Origin of the sequence: Actinomadura atramentaria DSM 43919 (genome assembly GCF_000381885.1) — a bacterium.
Lineage (GTDB): Bacteria > Actinomycetota > Actinomycetes > Streptosporangiales > Streptosporangiaceae > Spirillospora > Spirillospora atramentaria.
In genome coordinates this window covers 366,226-384,172 of the sequence record NZ_KB907212.1, presented here as the reverse complement: position 1 = coordinate 384,172, position 17,947 = coordinate 366,226, and the positions used below count along the sequence as shown (strand labels likewise).

At 74.5% G+C, this 17,947-nt stretch carries 15 protein-coding genes and 1 riboswitch; of the genes, 9 read left to right on the top strand and 6 right to left on the bottom strand.

All coding sequences use genetic code 11. The annotated features are described in order from the left end of the window. Positions 1-1,179, bottom strand: a complete 1,179-nt coding sequence (locus G339_RS0115145) for an MFS transporter (protein WP_019631926.1) — start codon at positions 1,177-1,179, stop codon at positions 1-3. Between the two features lie 95 nt (positions 1,180-1,274). On the opposite strand from G339_RS0115145, the gene G339_RS33775 reads away from it, so the two are divergent. The 7 genes from G339_RS33775 (at position 1,275) to G339_RS0115110 (ending at position 8,544) form a co-directional block, all read left to right on the top strand. Next, entirely contained in the window at positions 1,275-2,087 is an 813-nt protein-coding gene (locus tag G339_RS33775) for a TetR/AcrR family transcriptional regulator (protein WP_019631925.1), read from the top strand. 6 nt (positions 2,088-2,093) lie between these two features. Further along, a complete protein-coding gene (locus G339_RS0115135) occupies positions 2,094-2,990 on the top strand; it encodes an ABC transporter ATP-binding protein (protein ID WP_019631924.1) in 897 nt (298 codons plus the stop codon). Then, positions 2,987-4,573 carry an ABC transporter permease gene (locus tag G339_RS0115130; RefSeq protein WP_019631923.1) on the top strand — a complete coding sequence of 529 codons (1,587 nt, stop codon included), beginning with the start codon at positions 2,987-2,989 and terminating at the stop codon, positions 4,571-4,573. The genes G339_RS0115135 and G339_RS0115130 overlap by 4 nt, the downstream gene beginning before the upstream one ends. 42 nt (positions 4,574-4,615) lie before the next feature. Continuing rightward, positions 4,616-6,220, top strand: coding sequence for a peptide chain release factor 3 (locus G339_RS0115125; RefSeq protein ID WP_033323104.1), 1,605 nt, complete (start codon positions 4,616-4,618; stop codon positions 6,218-6,220). Between the two features lie 186 nt (positions 6,221-6,406). Continuing rightward, positions 6,407-6,928 (top strand): hypothetical protein, encoded by a 522-nt coding sequence (locus tag G339_RS0115120; protein ID WP_019631921.1) that lies wholly within the window; start codon positions 6,407-6,409, stop codon positions 6,926-6,928. 33 nt (positions 6,929-6,961) lie between these two features. Continuing rightward, the gene (locus G339_RS0115115; protein ID WP_019631920.1) at positions 6,962-7,531 is read left to right on the top strand and encodes a hypothetical protein; all 570 of its coding nucleotides are present in this window, start codon (positions 6,962-6,964) and stop codon (positions 7,529-7,531) included. 269 nt (positions 7,532-7,800) lie between these two features. After that, on the top strand, positions 7,801-8,544 hold the full coding sequence (locus tag G339_RS0115110; RefSeq protein ID WP_033323207.1) for a cobalt-precorrin-6A reductase: 744 nt from the start codon (positions 7,801-7,803) through the stop codon (positions 8,542-8,544). On the opposite strand, the gene G339_RS0115105 is transcribed toward G339_RS0115110, so the two are convergent. From G339_RS0115105 to G339_RS36700, 3 genes are read right to left on the bottom strand one after another with little or no spacing between them, the layout of a single operon-like run. After that, positions 8,532-10,010, bottom strand: coding sequence for a precorrin-2 C(20)-methyltransferase (locus tag G339_RS0115105; RefSeq protein WP_019631918.1), 1,479 nt, complete (start codon positions 10,008-10,010; stop codon positions 8,532-8,534). The two genes, G339_RS0115110 and G339_RS0115105, sit on opposite strands and share 13 nt — an antisense overlap. Further along, complete coding sequence (locus G339_RS0115100) at positions 10,007-10,630, bottom strand: precorrin-8X methylmutase (RefSeq protein WP_019631917.1); 624 nt, start codon at positions 10,628-10,630, stop codon at positions 10,007-10,009. The genes G339_RS0115105 and G339_RS0115100 overlap by 4 nt, the downstream gene beginning before the upstream one ends. After that, the gene (locus tag G339_RS36700; protein ID WP_084693248.1) at positions 10,627-12,003 is read right to left on the bottom strand and encodes a hypothetical protein; all 1,377 of its coding nucleotides are present in this window, start codon (positions 12,001-12,003) and stop codon (positions 10,627-10,629) included. The genes G339_RS0115100 and G339_RS36700 overlap by 4 nt, the downstream gene beginning before the upstream one ends. Before the next feature lie 45 nt (positions 12,004-12,048). Beyond that, positions 12,049-12,260, top strand: a riboswitch (cobalamin riboswitch). Positions 12,261-12,294: 34 nt separating this feature from the next. Here G339_RS36700 and cobN point away from each other — a divergent pair. Continuing rightward, positions 12,295-15,855 carry a cobaltochelatase subunit CobN gene (gene cobN / locus G339_RS0115090; RefSeq protein WP_019631915.1) on the top strand — a complete coding sequence of 1,187 codons (3,561 nt, stop codon included), beginning with the start codon at positions 12,295-12,297 and terminating at the stop codon, positions 15,853-15,855. Positions 15,856-15,867: 12 nt separating this feature from the next. Beyond that, positions 15,868-16,728 carry an alpha/beta hydrolase family protein gene (locus tag G339_RS0115085; RefSeq protein ID WP_084693247.1) on the top strand — a complete coding sequence of 287 codons (861 nt, stop codon included), beginning with the start codon at positions 15,868-15,870 and terminating at the stop codon, positions 16,726-16,728. On the opposite strand, the gene G339_RS0115080 is transcribed toward G339_RS0115085, so the two are convergent. Both G339_RS0115080 and G339_RS0115075 read right to left on the bottom strand, forming a co-directional pair. Next, positions 16,701-17,504 carry a TrmH family RNA methyltransferase gene (locus G339_RS0115080; RefSeq protein WP_019631913.1) on the bottom strand — a complete coding sequence of 268 codons (804 nt, stop codon included), beginning with the start codon at positions 17,502-17,504 and terminating at the stop codon, positions 16,701-16,703. The two genes, G339_RS0115085 and G339_RS0115080, sit on opposite strands and share 28 nt — an antisense overlap. A gap of 84 nt (positions 17,505-17,588) precedes the next feature. Further along, positions 17,589-17,942, bottom strand: a complete 354-nt coding sequence (locus G339_RS0115075) for an ester cyclase (RefSeq protein WP_019631912.1) — start codon at positions 17,940-17,942, stop codon at positions 17,589-17,591. Positions 17,943-17,947: the final 5 nt, after the last annotated feature.

The window sequence follows — 17,947 nt, the reverse complement described above, 5'->3', positions numbered from 1 at the left end:
TCAGCGGCGGCGGACGGTGAGGGCGGCGGTCACGGCGGCTGCGGCGATGGCGGCGGCGAAACCCGCCATCGTTGATGCCACCGCTACGTGGCGGACGATCACCGCGAACAGCACCGACGGGATGCCCATCCCGAAATAGGCGATCGTGTAGAAGACGGCCATCACGCCCGCGCGGGAGGACGGCTGCGCGGACTCGGCGCTCCGCGTCAGGCCGACGCGGAACAGCAGCCCCGCGCCCGCCCCGGCCACCGTCGCGCCGAGCAGGTACAGCCAGAACGACGGGCGGGCGACCGACGTCGCCGCGCACGCCAGCCCGAGCGGGAAGACGACCGCGCCCACCGCGAGCTGCCGCGCCCAGGGCGCCGCGTCGAGGACGATCTGCGCTCCGGCCGCGCCCGCGAACATCAGCGTCGCGGGCAGCGCGGACGGCAGCGGGTCGTGGACGCCCAGCTCCCGCGACACGCTGGAGCCCAGCGACGTGAACAGCCCGAACAGCGCGAACGCGGTGAACGCCAGCGCGCCCGCCGACCCGAACAGCACGCGCCCGCCGGGGCGCAGCGCGAAGCGCGGCGGACGGCCCGCCGCGTCGGTGTCCACGGTCTCGGGCACGCGGGCGACCAGCGCCAGACACACCGCGAGCGCGACCGCGAACCCCGCCTGCACGACGAGCAGCGGATCGGCCGCCCACTGCGCGACGAGCCCGGCCGCGAGCGGCCCGAGCGCGAGCCCGCCGAGATTCGCGGCCGTCGCGACGACGGCCGCCAACCGCGCGCCCCCGCCCGGCTGCGTGCCGCCGTCTGGTCGGGCGCGGGCATTGAGGTCGAAGAGGTAGCTCGTCGCTGTTCCGGCCATGAGGCCGATCGCGACGCCGTTCACGATCCGGCCGACGAACAGGCCCGGCAGGGCGGGCCACAGCGCGAGGGTCAGCGCGGCGGCGGTCGCGACGGCGAGGGCGGCGGCGGCCGTGCGGCGGCGGCCGAAGCGGTCGGACAGGTGCCCGACCGTGAGCAGGCTGAGCGCCGTGCCGACGACGAGGCCGGAGAAGACGAGCGTGACGGTCGTCTCGCCGAAGCCGTCGCGCGCGGCGTAGTGCGGCCACAGCGGCGTCGGGGCCGTCCCGAACGCCATGAGCACGGCGAACGCGACGGCCACGCACCAGAACCCGGTCCCCGCCCGCACGATCTTGATCGTTTCCGCCGGAGGCGGCCGTCAACCCCCTGGCGCACCCGGCCGATACAAGCGTATCGTCGACTGTACGTTTGTATTGGAGGACGATGCACACCGAGGACGACCTCACCGCCCGCGCCCGCATCCGCGACGCCGCGCTCCGCGAGTTCGCCGAGCACGGCGTCAAGGGCGCGACGATCCGCGGCATCGCCCGCGCCGCCGGGGTCTCCCCCGGACTCGTCCAGCACCACTTCGGCACCAAGGACGGGCTGCGCGCGGCCTGCGACGAGTACACGGTCGACGTCATCCGCACGGTCAAACGCGACGCGCTCGACCACGGCGTCGAAGACCCGGGCGTCCTCGGCGTCGCCGTCGCGATCGGCCTGCCGATCCAGCGCTACCTCGCGCGCTCCCTGGTCGACGGCTCCCCCGGCGCGGCAGCGCTGTTCGACGACTCGGTCGCCGTCACGACCGACCTGCTCGACCAGGGCTCGGGCGGCCTGAACCGGCCCGATACCGACGACCTGCCCGGCTACGCGGCGGTGCTGACGGCGATGAGCTTCGGCCTCGTCGTGCTGCACGAGCACCTGGGCCGCGCCCTCGGCGCCGACCCGCTGACGCCCGAGGGCTACCCGCGAATGGCCCTCGCCGTCCTGGACGTCTTCGGCGAGGCCCTCGTCGCCCCCGAGATGCGCGAACAGGCCCGCGCGGCCATCGCCGCCCTGACCCCGCCCGCCAGCACACCCGGCGGCCCGCCCGGCGGCCCGCCCAGCGGCTCGTCCGGCGGCACGCCCGCCGACCCGCCCGGCGGCACGCCCGCCAGCCCGACCGGCGGCACGACCAGCGGCACACCCGCCAGCCCGACCGGCGGCACACCCGGCGGCACACCCGGCGGCACGACCCCCGACGACAGGAGCTGATCGCTGATGACGACGCCCATCGCGGTGTCCGGACTCGTCAAGACGTTCGGCCGGACGCGCGCGCTCGACGGCCTGGACCTGGAGGTCCGCGCCGGAGAGGTCCACGGCTTCCTCGGCCCGAACGGAGCGGGGAAGAGCACCACCATCCGCGTGCTGCTCGGCCTGCTCCGCAAGGACTCGGGCACCGCGACGCTGCTCGGCGGCGACCCGTGGCGCGACGGAACCGAGCTGCACCGCCGCGTCGCGTACGTCCCCGGCGACGTGACGCTGTGGCCGAACCTCACCGGCGGCGAGGTCGTCGACCTGCTCGGACGGCTGCGCGGCGGCCTCGACCCGGCCCGCCGCGACGGCCTGTACGAGCGCTTCGCCCTCGACCCGCGCAAGAAGGGCCGCGCCTACTCCAAGGGCAACCGGCAGAAGGTCGGCCTGGTCGCCGCGCTCGCGTCCGACGCCGAGCTGCTGATCTTCGACGAGCCGACGTCCGGCCTGGACCCGCTCATGGAGGAGGTCTTCCAGGACTGCGTCCGCGAGGAGCGCGAGCGGGGCCGGACGGTGCTGCTGTCCAGCCACGTCCTGTCCGAGGTCGAGGCGCTGTGCGACCGGGTGACGATCGTCCGCGACGGCCGGACGGTCGAGTCCGGCACGCTCACCGAGCTGCGCCACCTCACCCGAACGTCGCTGGACGCGGAGCTGGCCGCGCCGCCGGACGGGATCGCGGACCTGCCCGCCGTCCACGACGCGCACGTGGACGGGACGCGGCTGCGCTGCCAGGTGGACACCGCCGAGCTGGGCGACGTCCTGGCGCGGCTCACCGCGATCGGCGTCCGGACGCTCGCCAGCCGCCCGCCGACGCTCGAAGAGCTGTTCCTGCGCCACTACGGCACGGCGGAGGCCGCCCGATGAGCGCGCTCACCGGCACGCCCGCGCTGGCCCGGCTCGCGCTGCGCCGCGACCGGATCTCGCTGCCGCTCTGGACGCTGGTGACGGCGCTCGTGCCGATCGGCTTCGTCTCGACGTACGAGGGCCTGTACCCGACGGCCGCCGACCGCCTCGAATACGCCCGGACGTCCGGGACGAACCCCACGTTCCTCGCCCTGTACGGCCCGCTGTACGACTCGGGCGTCGGCGGCATCGTCGCGCAGCGCGCCGCGACGATCCCGGTCGTGCTCGCGCTGGTCACGGCGCTGACCGTCATCCGGCACACGCGCGTCGAGGAAGAGGCGGGCCGCCGCGAGCTGCTCGGAGCGACCGTCCTCGGCCGGGGCGCGGCGCTGGCCGCCGCGCTCGGCGTGACGGCCGCCGCGAGCGTCGTCGCGGGCGGCGTGCTGGCGGCCGGGCTCGTCGCGCAGGGCCTGCCCGCCGCCGGGTCGGTCGCGTTCGGCGCGCAGCTCATCGCGGCGGGCCTGGTGTTCGCGGCGGTCGCGGCGCTCGCCGCGCAGCTCACCGAGAGCGCGGCGGCGGCGCGCGGGCTGGCGATCGGCGCGGTCGGGGCCGCGTACGTCGTGCGGCTGGCCGCCGACGCGGGCGGCGCGGACAGCGGCCTGTCGTGGCTGGGCTGGCTGAGCCCGTTCGGCTGGGTCCAGCGCGCCCGCCCGTACGGCGACGAGCGCTGGTGGGTGTTCGCGCTCGCGGCGGCGGCGTTCGCCGCGCTCGCATGGGGAGCGGCGGAGCTGTCGGCGCGGCGCGACCTCGGCGCGGGCGTCCTGCCGCCCCGGCTCGGCCCCGCGACGGCGGGCCGCACCCTGCGCGGCGCGTTCGGGCTGGCCTGGCGGCTCCAGTCGCGCGCCTCGTACGGCTGGGTCGCGGGGTTCGCGGCGCTCGGCCTGGTCTACGGCGGCGTCGTCGGCGGCGTGCGGGACCTCGTCCGCGACAACCCCGAGCTGGAGAAGGTGTTCACCCGGCTCGGCGGGACGCACGGGATCGAGGACGCGTTCTTCGCGTCCACCATGACCACGCTCGGGCTCATCGCCGCCGCGCAGGCGGTGTCGGCGGCGCTGCGGGCGCGCGCCGAGGAGGCGGCGGGCCGCGTCGAGCCGCTGCTGGCGACGCGCGTCGGGCGGGTCCGGTGGGCGGCGGGCCACCTGGCGTTCGCGGCGCTCGGCCCGGCGGTGTCGCTCGCGGTCGCGGGCGTCGCGATGGGCCTCGTCCACGACGCGGGATCGGTGCCCCGGCTGACCGGGGCGGCGCTGGCGCAGCTCCCGGCCGTCTGGGTCGTCGCGGGCGCGGCCGTCGCGTTGTTCGGGCTCGCGCCCCGGCTGGCGGCCGCCGCGTGGGCCGTCGTCGGGGCGGCGGTGCTGATCACGCTGTTCGGGGCGGTGCTGGGGTTCGCGCAGCCCGTCCTGGACGTGTCGCCGTTCACGCACGTCCCCAAGCTCCCGGCCCGGCCCGTCGAGTGGACGCCGCTGGCGTGGCTGACCGGCGCCGCGGCCGTCCTCACCGCGGCGGGCCTCGCCGGGCTGCGCCGCCGAGACCTCGACACCGGCTGAGCCGTGGCGGGTCGACCCGCGCCGGGCGGATAGGGTACGGCGGTGAATTCCGCAGAACCCGTGTCCGACATCGCGAAGGAGGCGGCCCGCCGCCGCACCTTCGCGGTGATCAGCCATCCCGACGCCGGCAAGTCCACCCTCACCGAGGCGCTGGCGCTGCACGCCGCCGCCATCGAGGAGGCGGGCGCCGTCCACGGCAAGGCGGGGCGCAAGGGCGTCGCGTCCGACTGGATGGAGATGGAGCGCAGCCGCGGCATCTCGATCACGTCCTCGGTGCTGCGGTTCGAGTTCGACGGCGCGCTGCTCAACCTCCTCGACACCCCCGGCCACGCCGACTTCTCCGAGGACACCTACCGCGTCCTCGCCGCCGTCGACGCCGCGATCATGCTGCTCGACTCGGCGAAGGGCCTGGAGGCGCAGACCCTCAAGCTGTTCGACGTGTGCCGCCACCGGGGCGTCCCGGTGCTGACGTTCGTCAACAAGTGGGACCGGCCCGGCCGCGAACCCCTCGAACTGCTGGACGAGGTCGAGCAGCGCATCGGCCTCAAGCCCGCCCCGCTGAACTGGCCCGTCGGCGTCGCGGGCGACTTCCGCGGCCTCATCGACCGCGCCACCGGCGAGTTCACCCGGTACACGCGGACGCCCGGCGGCGCGACCCGCGCCGAGCACGAGACCGTCCCCGCCGACCGCGCCGCCGCCGAGGAGGGCGCGGCGTGGACGACCGCCGTCGAGGAGCTGGCGCTGCTCGACGAGATCGGCGCGGACCTCGACATGGCCGCCTTCCACGCCGGGACCTGCACGCCCGTCCTGTTCGGCGCGGCGCTGCCGAACTTCGGCGTCCGGGAGCTGCTGGCGACCGTCCGCGACCTCGCGCCGCCGCCCGCGCCGCGCCGCGACGCCGAGGGCGGCGAGCGCGCCGTCACCGCGCCGTTCGCCGGGCAGGTCTTCAAGGTGCAGGCCGGGATGGACCGCGCGCACCGCGACCGGCTCGCGTTCATCCGCGTCTGCTCGGGCCGGTTCGAGCGCGGCATGTCCCTCACCCACGGCCGGACGGGCCGCCCGCTCGCCACCAAGTACGCGCAGACGGTGTTCGGCCGCGACCGTTCCACGCTGGACGTCGCCTATCCGGGGGACGTCATCGGGCTGCCCAACACGGTCGGGCTGACGGTCGGCGACACGCTTTACGTGAAGACGCCCGTCGTTTTCCCGCCGATTCCGCCGTTCGCGCCGGAGCTGTTCTCCGTCGTCCGCGCGAAGGACAACGGCCGCGCCAAGCAGTTCCGGCGCGGCATCGAGCAGTTGGACGGCGAGGGCGTCGTGCAGGTCCTGCGCAGCGATGTGCGCGGCGACCAGGCGCCGGTGCTCGCGGCGGTCGGCGCACTGCAGTTCGAGGTCGTCGCGCACCGGATGGCCGAGGAATTCGGCGCGGCCGTGGACCTGACGCGGCTGGATTACACGACCGCGCGCGTCACCGACGAGGCGTCGATACCGAAACTGACGTCCCGGTCAGGCGTCGAGGTCTTCACCCGCAGCCTCGACGGCGCGCTGATCGCGGTGTTCACCGACAAGTGGCGGCTGAACGCGATCCGCCGCGAGTTCCCGGACGTCACCCTCGACGCGATGCTCGCGGCGGAGGAAGCGAACTAGCTCGCTCGGTGCGTTTCCGCGGCGCGCCGGAAACCGACGTGCGCGCGTTGTCGTCGGGCGACGATGCGCGCGGCCGTCGTGCGCACTATGCGCATGACTTCGCGGCTGGGCCTTTCTGGGCGTCCGGCGCGGTGATACTGACGAATACGCATGCCCTCGAAAGCTCCCCACGATCGAGAGGTTCCCATGCGTGGATTCAGACGGACCGCGGCGCTGTGCGGCGTGGTCCTCGGAAGTGTTCTGGCGCTCGCCCCCGCCGTCTCGGCCACCGTCGAGAATGTCACCGGCAAGGCGCATCTCACCACCCCCGACACGGATATCCCGCTCACCGGGCGTTTCTCCGACGACGGCGGCGCACCCACGTTGGCGTTCGACGAGGTCACCGTTTCCTACACGTTTTTGGACGCCCTACCGGTGACCGCGCGTCTGCAGTTCGCGACGGCCGGACCGGTCGAGGCGGGCGACGCGTCGCTGACCGTCCCCATGACGGTCACGGTCGCGGACTTCGCCGTCCTCGGAACCCACGTCGGCGGCGGGACCGACTGCCGGACGGCCGAGCCGTTCACCGTCGCCCTCGCCGCGACCGGCCCGACCTACCACGCCGAGTTCGACCTGCCCGCGCTGACGGGCTGCGGCCAGTTCAACGACAACCTCACGACGATGTTCTCGGGCGACGGCAACACCGTCGACCTGACGATCGGCGGCTGAACCCTCACACCACCCCGACGAAATGAGATCCGCATGAGCGGTATCCGACGGGCTGCGGCCCTGGCCGTCGCGGTCGGCGGCGGCGCGTTCCTCGGCGCGGCCCCCGCGACGGCGTCGGTCTCCCCCGGCTACATCGTGGAACACGACGTCAAGGGCGAGACGACCCTCGCGGCCCCGGCCGCCACGGCCCCGCTGACCGGAAAGCTGTACGACAAGGTGGACCTGATGACCGGTGTCCACACCTACACGCTCGCGCTTGACGAGACGAAGCTGTCGTTCCGCTGGAACGGCGACGAGCCCGCGAGCGCGCGGCTCCAGTTCGCGACGGCGGGGCCGGAGACCGGGCCCGTGGGCAAGCCGGGCGTCCGGATGACGCTGGCCGTGCCGGACGTCGCGGTCGGCGGCGCGTCGGTCGGCGGCGGGCCGGACTGCGCGACCGCGCCGTTCTCCGTCGCGTTCACCACGGCGGGCTCGTCCGCGTCCGGCCCGTACCACGCGCGCTTCACGCTCCCGCCGCTCACCGGCTGCGGGAAGCGCACGGACGAGATCAGCGCGGCCCTGACCGGCCCCGGCAACACGATGGACCTGACCGTCGCCAACTGACCGCCGCACGCCGACCGATGCGGGCCGACCGACGCGGGCGGACCGATGCGGGCGGACCGATGCGGGCGGACCGACGCGGGCGGACCGACGCGGGCGGACCGACGCGGGCGGACCGACGCGCGCCGACCGACGCGCGCCGACCGATGCGGGCGGACCGACGCGCCGGACTGCGGCGGGCTGACCAGCGCGGACCGACCGCGGCCGGGCCACGTGTCGGACCGCGGCGCCGGGCGAGCGCCCCACCCGGGCGTGGACCTAGCATGATCGTCATGACACTGCGCGTGCTGGTGCTCGGCGGGACCGGTGAGGCGCGGCGGTTGGCGGAGCTGCTGGCCGACCGCCCCGGCGTCCACGCGGTCACCTCCCTGGCGGGCGTGACGGAGCACCCCGTCCTGCCCGCCGGGGACGTCCGCGTCGGCGGGTTCGGCGGCGCGGACGGCCTCGCCGCCTGGCTGGCCGCCGAGCGGATCGGCGCCGTCGTAGACGCCACGCACCCGTTCGCGCGCGTCATGACCGACGCGGCCGTCGTCGCCGCGCGGAGCGCCGACGTCCCGCTGGTCGTGCTGCGTCGGCCCGGCTGGACGGAGCGTCCCGGGGACCGCTGGATTCGCGTCCCGTCCCTCGCGGCAGCCGCCGCGAACCTGCCCGGCGAGCGCGTGTTCCTGACGACCGGCCGCAAGGACCTGACCCCGTTCACCGACGACGCGCGCCGCTGGTTCCTGATCCGCTCCGTGGACGCCCCCGAACCGCCGCTGCCGCCGCGCCACGCGATCGTCCTCGCGCGCGGCCCGTTCACCGTGGACGAGGAACGGGCCCTGTTCCGCGAACACCGGATCGACGCGGTCGTCACCAAGGACAGCGGCAGCCCGATGACCGAGGCGAAGCTGACCGCCGCCCGCGAACTCGGCCTCCCCGTCGTGATGGTCGACCGGCCGCCGCTGCCCGACGTCCCGCGCGTCGAGACCGTCGAGGAGGCGCTGGCCTGGCTCGACGGACGCGCTCAGGACGGGTAGCGGCGCGGCGTGTAGACGGTGTCGCCGGTCCGCCGCGTCTGCGACGAGCCGATGATCAGCAGGCAGCGCATGTCCACGTCGGCGGGGTCCAGGTCCGCGAGCCGGACGACGCGGACGCTCTCGGCGGGCCCGCCCACGTCCCGTCCGATGACGACGGGCGTGTCCGCGTCCCGGTGCTTGAGCAGCAGGTCGCGCGCCTCGGCGACCTGGTGCCGCCGCGTCTTGGACGCCGGGTTGTAGACGGCGACGACCAGGTCCGACGCGGCGGCCGCCGCGAGCCGCGCCGCGATGACGTCCCACGGCTTGAGCCGGTCCGACAGCGACAGCACGCAGTAGTCGTGGCCGAGCGGCGCGCCCGCGCGGGACGCGACGGCCTGCGCGGCGGTCAGCCCGGGCAGGACGCGCACCGGCACGTCCGGGAACCGCTCGGCGGCCTCCAGCACGGCCGTCGCCATCGCGAACACGCCCGGGTCGCCGGACGAGACGACCGCGACGCGCCGCCCCGCGCGCGCCAGCTCCAGCGCGTGCTCGGCGCGGTCGGCCTCGACGGTGTTGCCGGACGGGTGCCGCGCCTGCCGCGCGTTCGGCGGGACGCGGTCCAGGTAGGGGCCGTAGCCGATGAGGTCGTCGGCGGCGGCCAGGGCCTCCTGCGCCTGGGGGGTCAGCCACTCGCGTCCGGCCGGGCCGAGGCCGACGACGACGACCTCGCCCGCGGTCGGCCGCGCGGGCGCGGCGGGCAGCGCGCGGCGCGTCTCCTCGTGGACGCGGCTGGGCAGCAGCGCCACCGAGAAGTACGGCACGGTCGCCGGATCGACGTCCGCGAGCGGCGCGATCCGCTGGTCGCCGGTGGTGGCGCGCTCGACGTACCAGGCGTCGCCGAGCCGCCCGGCGTTCTCCAGCGCGGTGCGGACGGCGGGGAACGTCCGGCCGAGCTTCATGACGGCGGCGGAGTCGGCGCCCGCGAGGCGGTCCGCGAGGGCGGCGGCGTCGAGGGTGCCGGGGAGGACGGTCAGGGTCTCGTCCCGCTCGACCAGCGGACGGCCCAGCTCCGCCGACGCGCCCGCGATCGACGTGACGCCGGGCACGACCGTCGTCGGATACCGGTCCGCGAGCCGTTTGTGCAGGTGCATGTAGGAGCCGTAGAAGAACGGGTCGCCCTCGGCGAGGACGACGACGTCGCGGCCCGCGTCCAGGTGCGCGGCGAGCCGCCGGGCGCAGTCGTCGTAGAACGCCTCCAGCTCGCCCCGGTAGTCGGCGGACTCCTCCGTCGTCACCGGGTAGATCAGCGGTTCCTCGATCTGGCCGTCCCGCAGGTGCGCGGCGGCGATGGCGCGGGCGTGGCTGCGGCCGTGCCGGGCCGCGTGGAACACCACGACGTCGGCGGACTCGATGAGCCGCGCGGCCTTCAGCGTGATCAGCTCGGGGTCGCCGGGGCCGAGCCCGACGCCGTGCAGGCGGCCGGTCACCGCTCGTCCTCGGACGCGAGGGCGTTCACGGCGGCGGCGGCCATCGCGCTGCCGCCGCGCCGCCCGCGCACGACGAGATGCGCCAGGTCGGACTCGGCCAGCGCGTCCTTGGACTCGGCCGCGCCGATGAAACCGACCGGTACGCCGAGCACCGCCGCGGGCCGGGGCGCGCCCGCCGCGACCAGTTCCAGCAGCCGGAACAGGGCGGTCGGGGCGTTGCCGATCGCGACGACCGCGCCGTCCAGGCGGTCGCGCCACAGCTCGACGGCGGCGGCACTGCGGGTCAGGCCGTCGCGCGCGGCGATCTCGGGGACACGCGGGTCGCCGAGCGTGCAGACGACCTCGTTGCCGGCGGGCAGGCGGCGGCGGGTGATCCCGGCGGCGACCATCGTCGCGTCGCACAGCACCGGGCGGCCCGCGAGCAGCGCGGCGCGGGCGGCGGCGACCGCGCCCGGCGCGACGTCGAGGTCGTCGACGAGGTCCACCATCCCGCAGGCGTGGATCATGCGGACGGCGACGCGCGCGACGTCGTCCGGCAGGCCGGACAGCTCGGCCTCGGCGCGGATGGTCGCGAACGACCGCCGGTAGATCTCCGCGCCGTCGCGGACGTAGTCGGTCACATCTTCCTCCGTGTCGTCGCGACGGCGGCGGCCGTCGCGGTCAGGTCGCGCGACCGCGCGAGGACGTCGTCACCGGCGCGGACCTCGTAGCCGTCCCCGGTCGCGACGACGGCCACATGCGGCCCGGCGGGCCGCCCGCACACCCGCCCGCACCCGACCCAGTGAACGGGCGGCGAGCCGGGGGCATCGGACGCAGCGCCGCACGGCACACCGGACGGCGAGGCCGGCGAGCCCGGCGAGCCCGGCGCGGACGGTGCGGCCGGTGCGGCCCGTGCGGCCGGTGCGGCCGGCGCGGGCAGCGTCGGTGCGGGCAGCGTCGGCGCGGGTGGCGTCGGCGCGGGTGGCGCGGCGTCGTGCGGGGAGGGCAGGAGGTCGAGTGGGGCGAGGGTCAGGGAGCGGGCGGCGTCGGCGCGGACGTCGGTCAGGGACTTCGCGCAGCCGGGGCGGCCCGCGCAGGCGGTGACGCCGCGCCAGGCCGACGCGGGGTCGGTGATCAGGCCGCCGCCGAGCGAGGCCGGGCCGGGGAGGTCGGGGAGGACGACCGTCCGCCACGGGGTGATGACGATCTCGTCGGCGGCGGTGTCGAGCAGGGCGGTGAGCGCGGCGGGTTCGAGGCGGCCGAGGGGGACGAGCGCGGCCAGCGCGGTGCGCCCGTCGCGTTGCTGGATGGGGCCGACCGGCGGCACGGGCGGCGCGGGGAAAGAAGTAGGCGTTCCCGTAGTAGGCAGGAAAGGCGTGAGGGCCGCGATCGGGTCGTCCAGATCGGCCGTTCGCCATGCGGTTCCGGATACGTCGAGGAACCCGCGCGCGACGTCGAGAAGAAGCCCGACCGCGTCCGGGAAAGCCACCCGGACACCGCTGTCCGAACCGGCGATGACCAGCGCGAACGTGTCAGCGTCGAGCGCGTGGGCGCCGAGGTCCGGCCGCAGCGCGGTCACGTCCCCCCGCCCGTCGTCGAAGGCGAAGAGGAACCGCCCGGACAGGCCCGCGAGAGCTGGATCGGCACACAATCCGGCGTCGAATTCACTGATCAGGCCACGGATATCAACGACGCCGCCGGAACGTCCGGAAAGCGGGCTACAAACGACATTCCGCGCCCGCTCGTGCGCAATAGAAGGCAGCAGTCCAGCCGCCCGCAGCCGCGTCCCCAATTCCGTCTCCGCCCCGGGCGAAAGCCCGCGGAGCTGCACGTTCCCGCGCGATGTCAGGTCGAGCCGCCCGTCCCCGAGGTCGGCCGCGGCGGCGGCGAGCGCGGCGAGCGCGCGGCGCGGCAGCCGTCCGCCGGGCAGCCGGACGCGCGCGAGCCCGCCGTCGGCGGCCGGGTGGACGCGGACGGCGCCGGGGCAGGCGTCGGGACCGGAACGGGGGTTCACAGCCGCAGATCCTAAGCGCCAGCTTGACCCCGGCTTGACGCCGATGTCCGGGTTGACCAGAGTGGTCACCACTGATTGAGCAGCGACAAAGCGGAGGAAGCCGGTGCGAGTCCGGCGCGGTCCCGCCACTGTCACCGGGGAGCGAACCCCGTCTGCGGCCACTGAACGCGCGGCGTGCGAACGCGGCGCGAGCGGGAAGGCCGGGGCGAGCGTCGATCCGGAAGCCAGGAGACTCCCGTCGCTGTGACCCTTCGATTCGGGGCGCGGACCCCGGGTGAGGACTCGACCAGCGTGTTCGTGCTGCTGTCCACGTCGGACACCGACCTGCTGAGCGCGCGCGCCTCCGGCGCGCCGTTCCGCCTCGCCAACCCCGCCCGGCTCGACCCGGCCGAGCTGCCCGCCCTGGTGGACGGCGCCGACCTCGTCGTCGTCCGGCTGCTCGGCGGCCGCCGCGCCTTCGAGGACCTGCTGGACCCGCTGCTCGCCGGGCCGCGCCCGGTCGTCGTGGTCAGCGGCGAGCAGTCCCCGGACGCCGAGCTGATGGAGCTGTCCACGGTCCCCGCCGGAGTCGCCGCCGAGGCGCACGCCTACCTCGCGTACGGCGGCCCGGCGAACCTGCGCGAGCTGCACCGGTTCCTGTCCGACACCGTCCTGCTCACCGGGCACGGGTTCGAGCCGCCCGCCGAGACGCCCGCGTGGGGCGCGCTGGAGCAGCCGCCGTCGCCGGGCGACGGGCCGCTGGTCGGCGTCCTGTACTACCGCGCGCACCACCTGGCCGGGAACACCGCGTTCGTGGAGACGCTGTGCGCGGCGATCGAGGCGGCGGGCGGCCGCGCGCTGCCGATCTTCTGCGCGTCGCTGCGCACCGCCGACGACGCGCTGCTGGCCGAACTCGGCCGCGCGGACGCGCTCGTCGTGACCGTCCTCGCGGCGGGCGGCACCAAGCCCGCGACGGCCGGGGCGGGCGGCGACGACGAGGCGTGGGACGTCGGCGCGCTCGCCGCCCTGGACGTCCCGATCCTCCAGGGCCTCTGCCTGACCAGCGAGCGCGCCGCGTGGGAGGAGAGCGACGACGGCCTGTCGCCGCTCGACACCGCCACGCAGGTCGCCGTCCCCGAGTTCGACGGGCGGATCATCACCGTCCCGTTCTCGTTCAAGCGCATCGACGAGGACGGCCTGAGCGTCTACGCCGCCGACCCCGAGCGCGCCGCGCGCGTCGCCGGGATCGCCGTCGCGCACGGCCGCCTCCGGCACGTCCCGGCCGGGGAGAAGCGGGTCGCGCTGATGCTGTCGGCGTACCCGACCAAGCACGCCCGGATCGGGAACGCGGTCGGGCTGGACACGCCCGCGTCGGTCATCCGGCTGCTCGCGGCGCTGCGGGAACGCGGCTACGACACGGGCGGCGAGCTGCCCGCCGAGGGCGACGCGCTCATGCACGCGCTCATCGCGGCGGGCGGCCAGGACGCCGACTGGCTCACCGAGGAGCAGCTCGAAGGCAACCCGGTCCGCATCCCCGCCTCGCGCTATCTCGACTGGTATAAAACCCTGCCGCAGGAGCTACGCGACAGTGTCGAGAACCACTGGGGACCGCCGCCCGGCGAACTGTTCGTGGACCGCTCCGCCGATCCGGACGGCGAGATCGTCCTGGCCGCGCTGCGCTCCGGCAACGTCGTGGTGCTCGTCCAGCCGCCGCGTGGCTTCGGCGAGAACCCCGTGGCGATCTACCACGACCCTGATCTGCCGCCCAGCCACCACTACCTCGCCGCGTACCGGTGGGTGGCCGACGAGTTCGGGGCGCACGCGGTCGTCCACGTCGGCAAGCACGGCAACCTGGAGTGGCTGCCCGGCAAGGCCGCCGGGCTGTCCGCCGCCTGCGGCCCCGACGCCGCGCTCGGCGACCTGCCGCTGATCTACCCGTTCCTCGTCAACGACCCCGGCGAGGGCACGCAGGCCAAGCGCCGGGCGCACGCGACGCTCGTGGACCACCTCGTCCCGCCGATGGCGCGCGCCGAGAGCTACGGCGACATCGCCCGCCTCGAACAGCTCCTGGACGAGCACGCCAACGTCGCCGCGATGGACCCGGCGAAGCTCCCCGCGATCCGCGCGCAGATCTGGACGCTGATCCGCGCGGCGCGCCTCGACCACGACCTCGGGCTGGACGACCGGCCGCACGACGCCGAATTCGACGACTTCCTGCTGCACGTGGACGGCTGGCTGTGCGAGGTCAAGGACGTCCAGATCAGGGACGGCCTGCATGTCCTAGGCGTCGCTCCATCCGGAGACGCCCGCGTCGATCTCGTACTGGCCATGTTGCGCGCCCGGCAACTGTGGGGCGGCTCGGTGACACTCCCCGGCCTGCGTGAAGCGCTCGGCTTGGACGAGTCCGGAGCGGCGCGCGGCGACACCGACGCTGTGGAGGCGCAGGCGCGCGGTCTCGTCGCGGCGATGGAGGAACGCGGCTGGGACGCCTCCGCCGCCGACGACATCGCGGACGGCGCCGTCGCGGACATCCTGCGGTTCGCCGCGACCGAGATCGTCCCGCGCCTGGACCGCACCGCCGACGAGATCGCGATGGTCCTGCACGCTCTCGACGGCGGTTACGTGCCCGCCGGGCCGAGCGGGTCGCCGCTGCGCGGGCTCGTCAACGTGCTGCCGACCGGGCGGAACTTCTACTCCGTCGACCCCAAGGCCGTCCCGAGCCGCCTCGCCTGGGACACCGGTCGCGCGATGGCGGACTCGCTGCTGTCCCGTTACCGCGAGGACACCGGCGACTGGCCACAGTCGGTCGGGTTGTCGGTATGGGGAACTTCCGCGATGCGGACGTCCGGCGACGACGTCGCCGAAGTGCTCGCGCTGCTCGGCGTCCGGCCCGTCTGGGACGACGCGTCCCGCCGCGTCACCGGCCTGGAACCGATCCCGCTAGACGAGCTGGGCCGGCCGCGCATCGACGTGACGGTCCGCATCAGCGGGTTCTTCCGGGACGCGTTCCCGCACGTCGTCGCGATGCTGGACGACGCCGTCCGGCTCGCCGCCGCGCAGGACGAGCCCGCCGAGGCCAACCACGTCCGCGCCCACGTCGAGGCCGACCGCGCCCGGCACGGCGACGAGCGGCGTGCCACGATGCGCGTCTTCGGCTCCCGGCCCGGCGCGTACGGGGCGGGCATCCTCCCGCTCATCGACAGCCGCAACTGGCGCGACGACTCGGATCTGGCCGAGGTGTACGCCGTCTGGGGCGGCTACGCGTACGGCCGCGACCTCGACGGCGTCCCCGCGCGCGACGACATGGAGAACGCCTACCGCCGCATCGCCGTCGCCGCGAAGAACGTCGACACGCGCGAACACGACATCGCGGACTCCGACGACTACTTCCAGTACCACGGCGGGATGATCGCCACCGTGCGCGCGCTGACCGGCACCGCGCCGCGCGCCTACGTCGGCGACAGCACCCGGCCCGACGCCGTCCGCACCCGGACGCTGCACGAGGAGACCTCGCGCGTGTTCCGCGCGCGCGTCGTCAACCCGCGCTGGCTCGCCGCGATGCGCCGGCACGGGTACAAGGGCGCGTTCGAGCTGGCCGCGACCGTCGACTACCTGTTCGGGTACGACGCGACGGCCGGGGTCGTCGCCGACTGGATGTACGAGAAGCTGGCGGAGACCTACGCGCTCGACGCCGAGAACCGCGCGTTCTTCGAGCGTTCCAACCCGTGGGCGCTGCACGGCATCGCCGAACGCCTCCTGGAGGCCGCCGAGCGCGGCCTGTGGGAGCACCCGGAGGCCGCGACGCTCGACGCGCTGCGCCGGCTCTACCTGGACATCGAGGGCGACCTGGAGGACGACCCCTCCGGTCGGTGAATACTGGGACGGATGGGGTTTTTGGGATTCAGCGCCGCGCGATGCGGGCTCGTGGTCGCGGCGGTGCTCCCGCTCGCGACCGGCTGCGGCGACCGCGACGCGGGCGACCCAGCGCCCACCGAGTCGTCGCTCACCGCGCCGCTGGGGCCGGAGAAGTACCGGACGGAGGTCGTCCCGCGCGCGTACGTCGAGGCGTTCGGCGGGGGGACGATCTATTACCCGGCGGGGCGGCCTCCCGGGGAACGGCTCGGGGCGGTGACGATCGTGCCGGGCAGCAGGGGTTACCAGTCGGGCATGGCCTGGTATGGTCCACTGCTCGCCTCGCGCGGATTCATCGTTTTCACGATCGACACGCTGCATCTCAAGGACCAGCCCGCCAAGCGGTCTCTGGAGTTGGAAGCCGCGCTCACCTATCTCGCGACGCGCAGTGCCGTCGCGTCCCATGTGGACGCCGAACGGCTGGCGGTGATGGGCCATTCACTGGGCGGCGGCGGAACGCTCGATCTCGCCGCGACACGGCCGAACCTCAAGGCGGCGATTCCGCTGATGCCGTACGACAAGGCGAAGGACTTCTCGAACGTCCGCGTGCCGACGCTCGTCGTCGCGGCGCAGCACGACAAGATCGCGCCCGTCGGCAAGCACGCTGAGGTCTTCTACCGGAGCATTCCCGCGTCCCAGCCCAAGGCGTACCTGGAGATCGCGGGCGCGACGCATTCCTTCCCGAAGCGCCGCGACGCGACGTTGGCGAAGTACGTCATCGCCTGGCTGAAGCGGTATGTGGACGGGGACAAGCGCTACGACCGTTTCCTCTGCCCCGGCCCCCAGAACGACCCGCACGTCGCCCGCTACGCGAGTGACTGCACTCCCCGCTGACGCGCGGCCTCGTAAAGCACAACCGTCGCCGCATTCGCCGCGTTCAGCGAACTGGCCGTCCCGGTGATCGGAATGCGCGCCATGACCTCGCACGCCTCCCGCCACCCCGCGCTGAGCCCGGCGGTCTCATTCCCGACGACGAGCAGCGTAGGCCCGGTGAGATCAACCTCAGCGATATCCGCATCACCCTTCTCATCGGTACCGACGACCGTCAACCCAGCGTCCCGGGCCCAGTCGATGACATCCCGATGCGACCGAGCCCGAACCACCGGAACCGAGAAAAGCGACCCGGTAGAAGCCCGCACAGCCTTGGGGTCATAAGGATCGGCAGCATGACCAGCGACGACGACCCCGTGCCCACCGAACGCGTCAACAGACCGAATAATCGTCCCGATATTCCCCGGACTGGACGGCCGATCGAACACGACTCCAAGGAAGTCTTCTTTCACCGTGAACCGCGAGAAGTCGTCCGCAGGCAGCTCCACAACGGCAAGCAGCTCAGGAGTCTCCTCACTCTTCTCCCCGAGTTCCCGCATCAACTCAGGAGCAACCTCGAACACCTCACCCCCGGCCCGCTCCACAATCCCCCGAGCCCAGCCGGACAACGCCCGCCCGTCCTCCCGCAACACCGCCCGAACCGGCCACCCGCCCTCGACCGCCAACCCGATCGGCCGCACCCCCTGCACCAGGAACTCCCCGGCCCGCTGCCGCTTGGCACGGTTCCCCAGCAACGCCTCCCACTGCTGAAACCTCGCGTTACGCCGTGTAATCCGCACTCACCAAGTCTCCCACGCTCCCCAGCTTCGACTCCCTGCGACGAGCGGCGGCCCTCCATCCCAGGGCCGCCGCCAGCCGTTTCGTCAACGCGGGTCCGGGCCTTCGGTGAGGCCCCACATCTCGGCGAAGCGGCCGTTCTCGATGCGGAAGATCTCGATCAGGGTGGGTCGCGCGTCCGAGTCCGTCATGCCCTCGACGGACGAGCGGACGGCGACCTTGTTCCCGTCGACCAGGATGTCTTCGGCGGTGACGCGCATGCGGGGGAAACGCGCGACGACCGTGCGCCAGGCGTCCTTGCCCGCCTCGATCCCGGTCGTGCCGAGCGGGTGGCTGTAGAAGTCGGGCGTGTGCAGCTCGTCGGCGCCGTCGAACCGCCGGGTGTTGAAGCACTCCTGCAGTCGCTGGACCAGGGCCACGGCATCGTCGCGATCGGTCATCTGCG

What these genes read in the sequence shown, in the direction of transcription:
- G339_RS33775 (WP_019631925.1), top strand. Translation starts at nt 1,275, where the DNA reads ATGCACACCGAGGACGACCTCACCGCCCGCGCCCGCATCCGCGACGCC.
- G339_RS0115135 (WP_019631924.1), top strand. Translation starts at nt 2,094, where the DNA reads ATGACGACGCCCATCGCGGTGTCCGGACTCGTCAAGACGTTCGGCCGG.
- G339_RS0115130 (WP_019631923.1), top strand. Translation starts at nt 2,987, where the DNA reads ATGAGCGCGCTCACCGGCACGCCCGCGCTGGCCCGGCTCGCGCTGCGC.
- G339_RS0115120 (WP_019631921.1), top strand. Translation starts at nt 6,407, where the DNA reads ATGCGTGGATTCAGACGGACCGCGGCGCTGTGCGGCGTGGTCCTCGGA.
- G339_RS0115115 (WP_019631920.1), top strand. Translation starts at nt 6,962, where the DNA reads ATGAGCGGTATCCGACGGGCTGCGGCCCTGGCCGTCGCGGTCGGCGGC.
- G339_RS0115110 (WP_033323207.1), top strand. Translation starts at nt 7,801, where the DNA reads ATGACACTGCGCGTGCTGGTGCTCGGCGGGACCGGTGAGGCGCGGCGG.
- G339_RS0115085 (WP_084693247.1), top strand. Translation starts at nt 15,868, where the DNA reads ATGGGGTTTTTGGGATTCAGCGCCGCGCGATGCGGGCTCGTGGTCGCG.
- G339_RS0115075 (WP_019631912.1), bottom strand. Translation starts at nt 17,942, where the DNA reads ATGACCGATCGCGACGATGCCGTGGCCCTGGTCCAGCGACTGCAGGAG.